This window comes from Maricaulis sp., assembly GCF_048269565.1.
Taxonomy (GTDB): domain Bacteria; phylum Pseudomonadota; class Alphaproteobacteria; order Caulobacterales; family Maricaulaceae; genus Maricaulis.
The window spans coordinates 47,484-61,060 of record NZ_JBLXIK010000001.1 but is presented as its reverse complement, the minus strand read 5'-3'; the positions used below and the strand labels follow the sequence as shown (position 1 = coordinate 61,060).

The 13,577-nt window shown below is 65.2% G+C and carries 13 protein-coding genes and 1 tRNA gene; 5 read left to right on the top strand and 9 right to left on the bottom strand.

Annotated elements, in window-relative coordinates; genetic code table 11:
- Position 1 precedes the first annotated feature (1 nt).
- From ccoN to ACN0YL_RS00290, 4 genes are all read right to left on the bottom strand, one after another.
- A complete protein-coding gene (gene ccoN, locus ACN0YL_RS00305) occupies positions 2 to 1,651 on the bottom strand; it encodes a cytochrome-c oxidase, cbb3-type subunit I (protein WP_417491900.1) in 1,650 nt (549 codons plus the stop codon).
- A gap of 178 nt (positions 1,652 to 1,829) precedes the next feature.
- Entirely contained in the window at positions 1,830 to 3,050 is a 1,221-nt protein-coding gene (locus ACN0YL_RS00300; protein WP_417496643.1) for a threonine ammonia-lyase, read from the bottom strand.
- A gap of 111 nt (positions 3,051 to 3,161) precedes the next feature.
- Positions 3,162 to 3,284, bottom strand: coding sequence for a hypothetical protein (locus ACN0YL_RS00295; RefSeq protein ID WP_417496642.1), 123 nt, complete (start codon positions 3,282 to 3,284; stop codon positions 3,162 to 3,164).
- Positions 3,285 to 3,420: 136 nt separating this feature from the next.
- Entirely contained in the window at positions 3,421 to 4,917 is a 1,497-nt protein-coding gene (locus ACN0YL_RS00290) for a flavin-containing monooxygenase (protein ID WP_417496641.1), read from the bottom strand.
- 135 nt (positions 4,918 to 5,052) lie between these two features.
- On the opposite strand from ACN0YL_RS00290, the gene ACN0YL_RS00285 reads away from it, so the two are divergent.
- The 3 genes from ACN0YL_RS00285 to ACN0YL_RS00275 all read left to right on the top strand — a co-directional run bounded on the left by ACN0YL_RS00285 (position 5,053) and on the right by ACN0YL_RS00275 (position 7,922).
- Complete coding sequence (locus tag ACN0YL_RS00285) at positions 5,053 to 5,667, top strand: hypothetical protein (RefSeq protein ID WP_417496640.1); 615 nt, start codon at positions 5,053 to 5,055, stop codon at positions 5,665 to 5,667.
- A 72-nt stretch (positions 5,668 to 5,739) separates the two neighbouring features.
- Entirely contained in the window at positions 5,740 to 6,783 is a 1,044-nt protein-coding gene (gene rsgA / locus ACN0YL_RS00280) for a ribosome small subunit-dependent GTPase A (protein WP_417496639.1), read from the top strand.
- 92 nt (positions 6,784 to 6,875) lie between these two features.
- Complete coding sequence (locus tag ACN0YL_RS00275; RefSeq protein WP_417496638.1) at positions 6,876 to 7,922, top strand: strictosidine synthase family protein; 1,047 nt, start codon at positions 6,876 to 6,878, stop codon at positions 7,920 to 7,922.
- Here ACN0YL_RS00275 and ACN0YL_RS00270 read toward each other — a convergent pair.
- Entirely contained in the window at positions 7,919 to 8,488 is a 570-nt protein-coding gene (locus ACN0YL_RS00270) for an excalibur calcium-binding domain-containing protein (RefSeq protein ID WP_417496637.1), read from the bottom strand. The genes ACN0YL_RS00275 and ACN0YL_RS00270 overlap by 4 nt on opposite strands.
- An 803-nt stretch (positions 8,489 to 9,291) precedes the next feature.
- On the opposite strand from ACN0YL_RS00270, the gene ACN0YL_RS00265 reads away from it, so the two are divergent.
- Positions 9,292 to 10,392 (top strand): NADH:flavin oxidoreductase, encoded by a 1,101-nt coding sequence (locus ACN0YL_RS00265; protein ID WP_417496636.1) that lies wholly within the window; start codon positions 9,292 to 9,294, stop codon positions 10,390 to 10,392.
- Positions 10,393 to 10,833: 441 nt separating this feature from the next.
- A complete protein-coding gene (locus ACN0YL_RS00260; RefSeq protein WP_417496635.1) occupies positions 10,834 to 11,349 on the top strand; it encodes a hypothetical protein in 516 nt (171 codons plus the stop codon).
- 163 nt (positions 11,350 to 11,512) lie between these two features.
- Here ACN0YL_RS00260 and ACN0YL_RS00255 read toward each other — a convergent pair.
- The 4 genes from ACN0YL_RS00255 to ACN0YL_RS00240 form a co-directional block, all read right to left on the bottom strand.
- A tRNA-Phe gene (locus ACN0YL_RS00255) sits at positions 11,513 to 11,588 on the bottom strand.
- 115 nt (positions 11,589 to 11,703) lie between these two features.
- Positions 11,704 to 11,886: a DNA gyrase inhibitor YacG gene (locus ACN0YL_RS00250; RefSeq protein ID WP_417471316.1), complete on the bottom strand. Its 183-nt coding sequence runs from the start codon at positions 11,884 to 11,886 to the stop codon at positions 11,704 to 11,706.
- On the bottom strand, positions 11,886 to 12,956 hold the full coding sequence (locus ACN0YL_RS00245) for a ribonuclease E/G (RefSeq protein WP_417496634.1): 1,071 nt from the start codon (positions 12,954 to 12,956) through the stop codon (positions 11,886 to 11,888). Before ACN0YL_RS00245 ends, ACN0YL_RS00250 begins: the two co-directional genes overlap by 1 nt.
- A complete protein-coding gene (locus ACN0YL_RS00240) occupies positions 12,953 to 13,561 on the bottom strand; it encodes a Maf family nucleotide pyrophosphatase (RefSeq protein ID WP_417471313.1) in 609 nt (202 codons plus the stop codon). The genes ACN0YL_RS00245 and ACN0YL_RS00240 overlap by 4 nt, the downstream gene beginning before the upstream one ends.
- Between the last annotated feature and the right edge of the window lie 16 nt (positions 13,562 to 13,577).

Genomic DNA, 13,577 nt, shown 5'->3' with positions numbered 1-13,577 from the left:
CCTAGGCCGGAATCTGCGCGGGTTGAGGCGAGACCGCCTCGTCCGCTTCGGTCACATCGCTCCGGATGGTGCGATAGACATTGTAAATCATGATCAGGGCACCTGCGAGATAGAGCAGGCCGCCGACCGCGCGGATGATGTAGGAGATATGCATCGCCTCGACGGTTTCCACGAAGGAGTATTCCAGGAAGCCGAGCGAGTTGTAGGCGCGCCACATCAGGCCCTGCATGATGCCGGCAACCCACATCGAGGTGATGTAGAGCAGGATGCCGAAGGTCGCGATCCAGAAGTGCCAGTCGACCAGCGCCTTGGAATACATGCCGGCCTTCTTCCACAGCCATGGCACGAGGCAATACAGCGCCCCGAAGGAGACGAAGCCGACCCAGCCGAGCGCACCGGAATGCACGTGGCCAACGGTCCAGTCGGTATAGTGGGACAGCGCATTGACGGCGCGGATCGACATCACCGGACCTTCAAAGGTCGACATGCCGTAAAACGCGACCGAGATCACCAGCATGCGCACGACCGGATCGGTACGCAGCTTGTCCCAAGCGCCCGAGAGCGTCATCAGGCCGTTGATCATCCCGCCCCAGGACGGCATCCACAGCATGATCGAGAAGGCCATGCCCAGCGTCTGCGCCCATTCCGGCAGCGCCGTATAGTGCAGGTGGTGCGGACCGGCCCAGATGTAGATGAAGATCAGCGACCAGAAGTGGATGATCGACAGGCGGTAGGAATAGACCGGCCGGTTCACCCGTTTCGGGATGAAGTAATACATGATCCCCAGGAAGCCGGCGGTGAGGAAGAAGCCAACGGCGTTATGGCCGTACCACCACTGCGTCAGCGCATCCTGCACGCCGGAGAAGGCGGAATAGCTGCGCGATCCGAGGAAGCTGACCGGAACGGCCAGATTGTTGATGATGTGCAGCATCGCAATGGTGACGATGAAGGCGAGGTAGAACCAGTTCGCGACATAGATGTGCGGTTCCTTGCGCTTCCACAGCGTGCCGAGGAAGACCAGCAGATAGGCGACCCAGACCAGGGTCAGCCAGATATCCGCATACCATTCCGGCTCGGCGTATTCGCGCGACTGGGTGATGCCGACCAGATAGCCCGACGCCGCCATCACGATGAAGAACTGGTAGCCCCAGAACACGAACCACGGCCAGATGCCGCCGGCAATGCGGGTGCGCGAGGTGCGCTGCACGACATAGAAGGAGGTCGCGATCAGCACATTGCCGCCGAAGGCGAAAATTACGGCCGAAGTGTGCAGCGGCCGCAGGCGTCCGAAACTGGTAAAGCCCCAGTCCTCGATATTGATGACCGGGAAGGCGAGCTGAAAGGCGATGATGACGCCGACCAGCAGCCCGGCCGCCGCCCAGAACAGCGAGGCGATGACCCCCGCCTTGACCAGGTTCTCGTTATACTCGCGCTCGTCGGTCTCGACACCGCCATTGGCGATACTGCCGACCAGCAGCAGGATGCCGGTGAGGAAACCGGCCAGAAGCAGCCAGGACTGGCCCTTCATCGCGGCATCCGGTGCGAAAGCCGCAGCAAACAGCGCCCACAGGGCCCCGAGCACGGTGATGAGAAGCACTGTCGCGGTACTGAAATCCAGCCCGCTGCGTGTTAGTGTTTGCGGCGATTGCATCGATGCCCCCGAGGATGTTGGCCTGTCTGTCCCCGGTTTATCGCGCGATTCCACAAAATCTGTATGGCAATTTGTCGCGTCCGGGCATGAAGTGTTGAAAACTCGCCGATTTTCTGGCCCGAAACACGGCCCGGCGTATCCAGCTTAGGCGTCCCGCCGCCGCTGTCACCCCCGCCCTTCAGTAACCGGCCAATTCGGCCCGGAATCCCGCCTCCCGCAGGGCCGCGTGCACCCGGTCCATATGGGCGGCGTCCTGGGCCTCGAGCGAGATATCGATATAGGTCACCTTGGCCGGCAGGTCGGAGAAGGTCTTGTGATAGGCGACATCGGTCACATTGCCGCCGGCCTCGGAGATGATCTGCGAGACCGAGGACAACTGGCCCGGCACATCGATCAGCTCGATGCGCAAACGCGCCAGCCGCCGCGAGCGCGCCAGATCGCGCAGCAGCAGCGATGACAGCAGGCGGGTGTCGATATTGCCGCCGGTCAGCACCAGGCCGACCACCTTGCCGGCAAAGCGCTCCGGATGCGCCAGCACCGCCGCCAGTCCCGCCGCGCCAGCCCCTTCGGGCAGAACCCGCAACCGCGTCAGATACAGGTTCAGCGCCCGCTCGATCGTGCGCTCGTCGACCAGCAACACATCATCGAGCATCTCCGTCATCACGCGCCGGGTCAGGGTGCCCGGCTCGCGCACCGCAATACCCTCGGCCAGCGTCATGCCGCCAACCGGCCGGGCACCGCTGTGAAACAGATTGTGGAAGGAGGGAAACAGGTCGGCCTGCACGCCGATGATCTCGATCTCCGGCCTGATCCGTTTTGCGGTCAGGGCGATGCCCGAGGCGAGCCCGCCGCCACCGATCGGCACCACGATGACATCAATATCGCCCTGATCGGCGAGCATTTCCGCTGCCACCGTGCCCTGCCCGGCCATCACCAGCGGGTCATCGAAAGGATGCACCAGCACCCGGCCTTCGGCAGCGCAAAAATCACGGGCCAGCTGGCTGGTCTCGTCGAAATCGGCGCCGGCGAGTTCGACTTTCGCGCCCAGAGCCCGCGTCGCATTGACCTTGATCGCCGGCGTGCCGAGCGGCATGAAGATCACCGTCTCGATCCCGAGCAGCCGTCCATGCCGCGCCACGCCCTGGGCGTGATTGCCGGCTGAGGCCGCCACCACACCGCGCGACCGCTCGGCGGGCGACAGGCTGACCAGTTTGGCATAGGCGCCGCGCTCCTTGAACGAGCCGGTCGCCTGCAGATTCTCCAGCTTGACCCGGATATCGCAGCCGGTCAGCTCGCTCAGCGCCTCGGCGCGCTGGCAGGGCGTATGCAGCACGCCGCCCATGCCGCGGGTATGGCAATCGGCAACGAAATCGAACGCGGCGGCAAGGTCTGACATCATGAGGAGCTCACTGGGGACTGGCTGCGGGGTCTGGGCGGGAAAGACGGGGAGGCACAAAAAAACCTCGCCCGGTCGGAGCGAGGTTCGGCCTGCGGCGGCATCGCGGTGATGTCAGGCAGGGGCGAGCGGCGCTCCGGTCAGCTTCTGGCCGATGATAATCAAAATAAGCGCAGCCACGCCAAGCAGACGGATCCGGCTATGGTCGGCAAGGGTAAGGGCAATGGCACGCGTCATGTTCGGTCTCGATGGCTTGATCGCAGCAGACTGGCGCCGATTGGACGAAATGTCCAGCCGGGCGCATGAAAGACCTGTATCCGCGCCAAAATCGACCCGGCTGCGGCGCTCGTCGCAATAATAATGCCCGATCGACCTATTCCGCCGCTTCCAGGGCCGGCGCCGCCTGCGCCCTGTCGCCGGCGTGGCCAAACCGCATGGCGCCATCCTCCAGCTTGCCGAAGCGAATGGTGAACATGTCCTGGACATAGTTCTGATAGGTCCGCCACGGCGATTTGACGCCCTGCTGCGGCAGGTGCGCCATGGCGCGCTGGACATAGCCCGACGAGAAATCAAGCATCGGCACCGTCTCCAGATCGGCCGGCGGTGTCGGCACGCAATAATCATAGCCCTTCGCCGCCATATGATTGAGCAGGCGGCAGACGCGCTCGCAAGTGAGGTCGATCTTCAGCGTCCAGGAGGCATTGGTATAGCCGAAGGCGATCGCCAGATTGGGCACGCCGCTGAGCATCATGCCGCGATAGGTGATGCAGTCGGCAGCACCGACCACGGCACCATCGACGCTGAGCGTCATGCCGCCAAACAACTGCATGTCCAGACCAGTTGCCGGGATGATCAGATCGGCCTCGATCTCCTCGCCGGACTTCAGCCTGATACCGCTCTTCGTGAAACACTCGATCTGGTCGGTGACGATCGAGGCGGAGCCATCGGCGAGCACATCGAAGAAATCGCCATCGGGCGCCAGACAAAAACGCTGGTCCCAGGGATTATAGCTCGGCGAGAAATGCTTGCGGACATCGAAATCCGGCCCCAGGCGCTCACGGATCGCCTTGAGGACCTGGCCCTTGACCAGGCCGGGATAGGACTGAGAGAACTGGTAGATATAGATATTGAGCAGGACATTTTTCGCCCGCGTCACCGAATAGGCAATCTTCTCGGGCAGGATCCTGCGCATGAAATCGGCGAAGCCATCGCGTGAGGGCCGCGCGGCGATATAGGTCGGCGAGCGCTGCAGCATGGTCACATGCGCCGCCTTGTCCGCCATGGCCGGCACCAGCGTCACCGCCGTCGCGCCGGAGCCGATGATCACCACTTTCTTGCCGGCATAATCGACATCCTCCGGCCAGAGCTGGGGATGGATAATGGCGCCGGAGAAATCCTCCATGCCCGGGAAATCGGGCATATAGCCATGGTCGTAGCGATAATAACCCGAGCACATCATCAGGAAGCTGCAGGTGAAACTCCTCGCCTGCCCGTCCTCGCCGCGCTCGGTACGCACCGTCCAGCGCGCCGTTTCGCTGTCCCAGCTGGCATGGGCGACACGGGTGCCGAAACGGATCTTCGCCTCGATGCCATTGCGCTGTGCCGTATCGGAAACGTATTCGCGGATCGCCGGGCCATCGGCGAACACCTTGCCATCGGTCCAGGGCCGGAAGGCAAAGCCGAAGGTGTACATGTCGCTGTCGGAGCGGATACCCGGATAGCGGAACAGGTCCCAGGTGCCGCCGATCGCATCGCGCGCCTCGAGAATCGCATAGCTGCGATCAGGCGAGCGGGTCTGCAGATGATAGGCCGCCGCGATGCCGGAAATTCCGGCCCCGACAATCAGGACATCAAAATGCTCGTCGGACATGACTGCGCTCCTGCGGCGTTGCGGACTGGGCCGGAGCAAAAGTGAACACTGTTCGCTCGATTGGCGCAAGTGCGGTTTGGTATCGCCCGCGATCCGGCGCTAGGCTCACGCCATCGCGACCGGAGCCAGCCAGCCATGCCACTGCAAAACCGGGTCACCCCGTTCGGGGAAATCCTTGCCCATCCGGCGCGAGGCGGTCTGATGGGCAATCGCGGCTGTCTGCATGACGACAAGCGCCGGCTCGGCGACAGGCGCTGGGCCCACCAGGCCTGGGTCGCCTGCGCCCTCTCCTTCAAGGACTGGCAGCGCCAGGTCATGCGCCCCGGCGTCTATACCGAGCTCTTCTTCACCGACGAGGCCGTCGCGCTCGCCGCCGGACACCGCCCCTGCGGCATGTGCCGCCACGCCGACTACATCGCCTTCCAGCAAGCCTTCGGTCGCGCCCGCCCCGAGCTGGGGCCGCGCCCCTCGCCCGGCGCCATGAACCGTCTCCTGCATGCCGACCGGGTCCATTCGCGCAGCCGCCGGCAACGCACGCATGAGGATGATTTCGAGGCGCTGCCCGACGAGGTCTTCTTCACCCTGCCCGGCCAGACCCGGGCCCTTGTCCGGCGCGACGGACAATGCCTGGCCTGGAGCTTTGAGGCCTATCACCCGATCGCAGCCCGGCCAGCCGGCCCGGTCACTGTCCTGACGCCGCGCGTCGCCGTCGACACGATCCGGGCGGGTTACCGGCCGGGACGCGCCTGATCGCCGCCCGGCCATTGCTGGACTGCCGCGACGGTGCGATAAGGCGCCATCCTGCAAGCGGAAGCCGACCTGATGACAGACCTGACACTCGCCGCCCTTGGCTGGTCGGAGGATTTCCAGTCCCAGCTTGATACCGGCGAGTCCGAGGCGACACCGCCGGCGCGGCTGTGTGATGTCCACCGCGACCGCGTCCAGGCCCTCACCCCCGATGGCGAGATCACCCTCACCCTGCCCGGCGAGCTGCAGGCCGGCGATCTGGCGGTCGGCGACTGGGTGTTGTTTGACCCGGCCGAACAGCGCATCACCCGCGCCCTGGAGCGCCACTCCGTCCTGCGCCGCCGCGCCGCCGGCACCGTGTTGATGCACCAGCTGATCGCCGCCAATGTCGACACGCTGATGATCGTCACCTCCTGCAATGCCGATTTCAATCCGGCGCGGCTGGAACGCTATCTCACCCTCGCCGCCAGCAGCGATACCCAGCCGTTGATCGTGCTGACCAAGGCCGATCTGGTCGACAATGGCGCCGAGTTTATCGCCCGTGCCGAGGCCCTGTCGCCGCATGTCAGGGCCATCACGCTCGATGCCCGCGATCCGGCCGCCCTCGCCGCCCTCCTGCCCTGGCTCAAGCCCGGCGCCACCGTGGCGCTGGTCGGCTCGTCCGGGGTTGGAAAGTCCACCATTCTCAACGGCCTCACCGGCGAGGCGAGCGAGACCCAGGGCAATCGCAAGGGCGACAGCAAGGGCCGTCACACCACCACCGCCCGCAGCCTGCGGCCGACCCGCTCGGGTGCCTGGCTGATCGATACGCCGGGCATGCGCTCGCTGGGCATGAGCGATAGCGGCGACGGGATTGACCGCGTCTTTTCCGATCTGACCGAGCTGGCGACGCAGTGCAAATTCTCTGACTGCGCCCACCAGTCCGAGCCCGGCTGTGCCATCCAGGCGGCGATCAAGTCCGGTGAGGTCGATGCCGACCGCTTCCGGCGCTGGGAAAAACTGCTCGCCGAGGACCGTTTCAATTCCGAAACCCCGTCCGAGGCCCGGGCCCGCAAGCGCGGCTTCACCAAAAAGATCCGCGCCAGCGTCCAGGGCAAGCGCGGCCGCCCGGGGCAGTAGGCAGAGCCGGCCGCGCCCCGGCGACAAGACGCGCGCCCAAACGCGAAAAATGCGCTATTCTCGCCCGACAGCTTTGTTTCCGGGGGAGTTTCATGCGTAATATCCTGATCATTGTCGGCCTGGTCGTCGTCGCGGCGCTGGCGCGGATGGCCTTCGTCATCATTCCCGCCTCGGGCATGATGGCCGAGCTGACGCCGGTGACACCGGGACAGTGCGAGGCGCTGACCATCGCGCCGGGCACGGAAGATATCACCATCGATCCGGCCTCGAGCCGCGTCTTCGTCTCCACCGATGACCGGCGCTCCGGCGCCCGCGGCGGCATTTACGCCTTCGACCTCAACGCGCCCGGCACCCTGCACGAGGTCACCGGCGATGCCCCGGCCGATTTCCACCCGCACGGCATCAGCCTGTGGACCGGCGCCGATGGCGCCCAGCGCCTGTTCGTCGTCAATCACCGCGCCGGTTTCGGCACCGCCGGCGGCGCGCATGCGATCGAGATTTTCGATGTCGGTGCGGACGGCCTGCTGAGCCATGTCGAGAGCATCAGCTATGATGAATTGCGCTCGCCCAATGACGTGCTCGCGGTCGGTCCGCGCAGCTTCTACGCCACCAATGACCGCGCCTATCATTCCGGCATCATGGCCAATCTGGAAGCCTATTTCGGCCTGCCGCTCTCGAGCGTGTCCTGGTTCAACGGCACCGATGGCGACATGGTCGCCCATGGCATTGCCTATGCCAATGGCATCAATATCTCCGCCGACGGCAGCGAGGTCTATGTCTCCGAACTGCTCGCCCGCCGGGTGCGCATCTATGACCGCGATGCCGAGAGCGGCCAGCTAACCGCCAATCGCGCCTTTGGCGTGCCGACCGCGCCGGACAATATCGAGATCGATGAACGTGGCGATCTGTGGATTGGCGGCCATCCGCGCGTGTTCGATTTTGTCGCCCACGCCGCCGATGCCAGCGCCATGGCGCCGTCGCACGCCGTGCGTCTCAATCCGCTGACCGGCGAGACCGAGACCGCCCTGCTGGTGATGGACGGCTCTCTCAACGCCTCCAGTGTTGCCGCGGAGCGTAACGGCGTGCTGCTGGTCGGCGCGGTGTTCGACGATCATATCCTGGTGTGCCGCGGCGATTAGCGCTGGCCGGTCTGCCTGCCTGCAAGGGCGGGCCATCGCTCACAGGCCATGCCGTCATGATCGGCATCCAGCCATGGCCAATAGCCCGGCTCACCGCGCCCCGCCGGCGCCAGTTCCATGGCACGGGCCGTGTCGCAATCCTTGCTGGCCACGAGATGGCGCAAGGTCGTCGGCACCGGCCAAGGGCTCAGGCTCACCGCCGTAAACCAGGCCACCCCCAGCACGGCGCCAGTAACCACAAGCCGCAGGCCCCAGGCGCGGATGATCTGATCAGCGCGCTCCCGCCGCATCGCCCGGTTTGACACGGCGCGAAACCGGTTCCTGAGACGCCGGGCATGGGTATCCCGATCCGGACGCAAGTCAGCCTCCTGCTTCACCATCAGGCCGGGCGGTCGGCACAGCGCGCACACCCGCCTGAATTGTGACAATGCGCCCCGCCCGTTAAAAAACCCTGTCTGCCGCACCGCCTGCACGAAAATCTCCACGCGGCGAGCCGCTGGAGGTTTGCTGGGTTCCTCCCCGTATTGGGAGGTGTGCGGGACGCCGGCGAATGCCGGTTTGCGCATTTAAATAGTTGAGACATCCGTGACGTCCCGCACGTGGAGATTTGCTCGGACGCCTTGCGGCCCCCGTCTCGAAACCGGAGTGGACTGTGCGGTCGAGCTTTGTGCCGCCTTTCCTCTCCGGTGGCCACGCCGGGGCTCGGGATGTCAAACCTCCGCCCGGACGAGCTCCACGCTCCCGATTGCCGCAAGTGACTGAGCTCACGCCTCCCGTGCAACCGGAACGCTGTGATTATGCGCCAGGCGGGAGGGGGGTTGGGATAAGTTCACTCAAATTTCGTCATCCCGACGCAAGTCGGGACCTCGATATCGCAGGCTCCGACCCCGTCACGTCGAGGTCCCGGCCTTCGCCGGGATGACGTGGGATAATTGTCGGCGGTGGGGGATAGGCGTGCATCAACGCCGCCCCCAACGCCCAAAACCCCCAAATTTGTCATCCCGGCCGGATGCCCGGACGCGGCAGCGATCCGGGCGTAGAGCGGGGACCTACCCGCTCATCCAGCTGGATCCATGGGTAGGTCCCGGATCTGCGCCCCGCCTGCGCGGGGCATCCGTCCGGGATGACAAAGGTATGGGATTTATTGGCAAAGTTTGCAGACGGGCGCTGTCGAAAACCGGGCTCCGCGCCTGCCATGTCGAGGTCCCGGCCTTAGCCGGGATGACGTGGGATGGTTTTCCGACGTGGGGGACAGGGGCCAATTTGCCCCGTCACCACCAAACGCATGACCCAAATACATACCCGAGGGTCGATTTTCCGGAAAAGAGGCTTATCTCTGGCTCCAGTTTCCATATGCAAGGATAGCCGAATGACCTCGACCGACGCCCTGTTCAAGCCCTTCTCGCTGGGCTCGCTGCAGCTGCCCAACCGCATCGTGATGGCCCCGATGACGCGCTCCAAGAGCCCGGGCGGCGTGCCGGGTGCGCCGGTGGTCGAGTATTATCGCCGCCGCGCCGCCAATGCGGTCGGCCTGATTATCACCGAAGGTACGACCATTGACCGGCCCGGCGCCAGCTTTGATCCGGCCGTACCCAATTTTCATACTCCCGAAGCGCTGGCCGGCTGGAAGACCGTTGTTGACGCCGTCCATGCTGCCGGCGGCAAGATCGCGCCGCAGCTCTGGCATGTCGGCCTGGCGCGCAAGCCGGGCACCGGTCCGCACCCCGAAGCCCCGTCCGACAGCCCGTCCGGCATCATGCCCGGCGGCAAGAAGGTCGGCGAGCCGATGAGCGCGGAAGACATTGCCGACACCATCGCCGCCTTCGCCAAGGCGGCCAGGGCCGCCGCCGAGACTGGTTTTGACGCCATCGAGCTGCACGGCGCCCATGGCTATCTGCTCGACCAGTTCTTCTGGGAGGGCATGAACCAGCGCGATGACCGCTATGGCGGTGACCTGGTGGAGCGCACGACGCTGGTGCAGGAAATCGTCAAGGCCGTGCGCGCTCAAATCCCCGCCGACCTGCCGCTCATCCTGCGCTTCTCGCAATGGAAACAGCAGGATTACAACGCCAAGCTGGCCCAGACGCCTGACGAGCTCGCCGCCTTCCTCGGCCCGCTGTCGGACGCCGGCGTCGACATCTTCCACGCCTCGACCCGCCGCTTCTGGCTTCCCGAATTCGAGGGCTCCGACCTCAACCTCGCCGGCTGGACCAGGAAGCTGACCGGCAAGCCCGCCATCACCGTCGGCTCGGTCGGCCTCAACTCCGACTTCATCGGCGCCTTCATGGGCGAAAACTCCCCCGCCGCCTCGCTCGACGGCCTGATCGAACGCCTCGAACGCGACGAATTCGACCTCGTCGCCGTCGGCCGCGCCCTGATCTCCGACCCGGAATGGGCCGCCAAGGTCCGCGACGGCCGTTTCGATGAGCTGGCCGACTTCCAGGCGGAAAAGCTTAAAGAGCTGGTGTGATCTTCAGTCGCTAGCAAATGACATGAGAACGCCCGGCCGGCTGGTCGGGCGTTTTTGTTTGGGGCGGCGGAGGGATGCCCCCCCTCGGAGCGCTACCGTCTTCCCCGCGCGCGGGGAAGTGGCCGCGGAGCGGCCGATGGGGCGGCCAGCCGCAGGCCGGGCGGGAGTTGGCTCCACGCCCGGCGCGCCGCCCCTCCACCATCCTCCGCCAAAGCTACGGATGGTCCCCCTCCCCGCTAAACCGGGGAGGAAAGCGTCGAGCGCCACGGGATAACGGCAAGCCCCGTTGTCATGTTTGTTGAAAAACAAAACCAGCGGGACCACACCCCGCCCTTAAAACCATGCCGAGACCCGGCCAGACTGGAATTGACCCGTCAAGGGTCCAGACCGCGAAGCGGCGCTTCGCGCCCTTGACGGGTCAATTCCAGTCTGGCGCCCTGCTTGGCAAGATTTTCAGGGATCGATATGCCCGGCGACGATCACACCTCCTTTGAACCACAACCGACTCTATGGAATGCTCGCTGGGAGGTATGGGTGCATGGCGCCAGGATTGGAGATTTCATGTCGGGGGAGTTACTCAGAGCTGCGGATGGGGCGCTCAGCGCTGCATTTGATGGCATCGAACGCTTGGCTGGGTGGGCCACACTCGGAAACGGGGCCGGTCTTGCGCTCTCTGTTACGACAATGGCCAGCATTCTGGAAATCGCGCCAGACAGAGTAACGCCCGTCCCGGCAATCCTATTTCTGCTGGGCATCATTTCCGGCGCCCTCGCCCGCGCTTGTCTCTCCGGCGTTCGTTACGCGGTCGCGGGTGAGGCGGTAGTGGAGCACAAGAATGGAAAGGCTGAGTATGCAAAGCGGAAACGCCTTTTAATCTCCATGTTCCAATTCAGTATCGGGGTCGCACTCGCCACTTTCGTGGCAGCATGCTGCATCGCGATATACGCGGTGAGCTAAACAACGTCCGTGGAATGGCAATAGAGAGACGGAGCCAAACGTCAATCAGCCGATCTCGACGCCTGCCCCATCTAGGCACTCACTTGGACTAGCAGGGTGTGGGCTAGTCATGGGCGGTGGGAATACGTTCAACTTTGATCCAAGCGGGCCATGAAGCTAAAAATGGTGCCCGGGGGCGGATTCGAACCACCGACACGCGGATTTTCAATCCGCTGCTCTACCAACTGAGCTACCCGGGCACCGGGTTCGCGCGGCGGCTTTGGGCCGCTGGCGAGAGCGCGGTTTATAAGGGGCGCGCTGGCCCGTGTCCACGATGCAGCGCGCTGGATCGCAGATTATTGCAGTGAGGCGTCGCTATTCGTTGTCGGGCTGGCCCGGCGGGGTTTCCTCGGCCTGGTCGACCGGCTCGCCGGGGATCGCATAGGCGCCGGTGAACCACTTGCCGAGATCGAGGTCGGCGCAGCGTTTCGAGCAGAAGGGCTTGAAGGCCTCGACCGGGGGATTCTTGCACATCGGGCAGGTGACGGGTTTGGGCATCAGGATTTCACTCCGCAGTCCTCGCGGCCGAATTCGGCATTCAGCGCCAGCGTGAAACGGCCGCCAATGCGTTCGGCCAGCGCCGCCTGCCAGCCGATTGTGTCGGCCTCGAGCCAGGCATGAACCTCGCTGGAGACCTGCAGGGTGAGCCGGCGCGAGCGCTGGGCGCGGGCCTCGCCTTCCAGACGCCTCAGGGCAGCCAGGGCGCAGGTTTCAACGCTTGGGGCTCCGCTCGCGTCCAGCTGGATTTCCGCCAGGGTGCGGCCACGGCGCTGACGTGCCAGCTCGCCGACGCAGAATTGCGACAGCGGCGCGACATCGACCTTGGCGCGGTCATTGCGGAACGCCTGACGCAGCGCCTGTTCGACCGCCTTGCGCTCGGGCTGGCCGCGCATGTGGACGAAATCGATCGCGGTGATGCCGCCGAGGCCGCGCAGACGGATCTGGCGGGCCGATTCCTTGGCGGCGGAGAGATTGAGCGCCTGGGCCAGCTGCAGCGGCGAGCCGGTGCCCTTGCGGCCCTCGGCATCGACATCAATGGTGACCATGGCGCGGGTCTGCTCGATACAGAGCGAGCCGCCGCCGGGAATCGGGGCGACGGGGTCCAACGCCAGTTCGAAGGCTTCCTCGAGATCGTAATCGGTCTCGTCGGCCCAGACGACGTCGGCGCCGGAGAAGGTCTGTGCCAGGCGCTGGGCCAGGATCGGCGCCGGTTCGAGGCATTCCGGCGCATCGCCGGGCCCGGCCTCGACCAGGTTGAGCGTCGGGCCCTTGTCGGCGAAGGCCTCACGCGAGACGCGCACGCCGATGGCGGCGCCCACATGCAGGCCCTTGGGCCGGCCGGCCTTGCCGAAGGGCATGAAGCCCTCCTCGCCGACACCGAGATCGATGAAGGCGGCATTGAGCGCCGGTTCGACGCGGCGCACGCGGCCACGATAGAGCTCGCCCTCGACGGCGCGCTGGCGCATTTCCGACCAGCGGTCGAGATGCAGTTCAACGATACGGCCATTCTCGGCGACGGCGGCGCGGGTCTCGCCGATATTCTCTTCAATCAGGATCTGGCGGATCATGGCGTCTTCGTTTCGTTCTGGACATCGAGGACGGGATAGCCCCGCCCGGCCAACAGATTGACGGTCTCGTGGATCGGCAGGCCGACAACGCCGGTATAGGAGCCGATCAGCGAGATGACATAGGCGCCGGCCCGGCCCTGGATGCCATAGCCGCCGGCCTTGCCGCGCCATTCGCCGCTGGCGATATAGCTCTCCAGCTCAGGCGCGCTCAGGCGTTTGAACTTGACCTTCGTCTCGACCAGTTTCGCCGTCAGCTCGCCGTCGGGCGTGCGCAGGGCGATGCCGGTATAGACGCGGTGATTGCGCCCCGAGAGCAAGGCGAGACAGGCACGCGCCTGGGCCTCGGTCTCGGCCTTGGGCAGGATGCGGCGGCCGACGCCGACCACGGTGTCGGCGGCGAGGACAAAGGCATCGCCATCGGGATGGGCGGCGGCCTTTTCCAGCGCAAGACGGCGCGCCAGAGGGCCAGGCAGCTCTCCGGGGATCTCGCTCTCGTCAATATCGGTGGGCTCGACCGCGTCCGGCACAAGTCCGGCACTGGCCAGCAAATCGAGGCGGCGCGGTGAGGCGCTGGCCAGGATCAGGCGTGGGCGGGGCTCAGCCATGCGGGCATCCATCTCG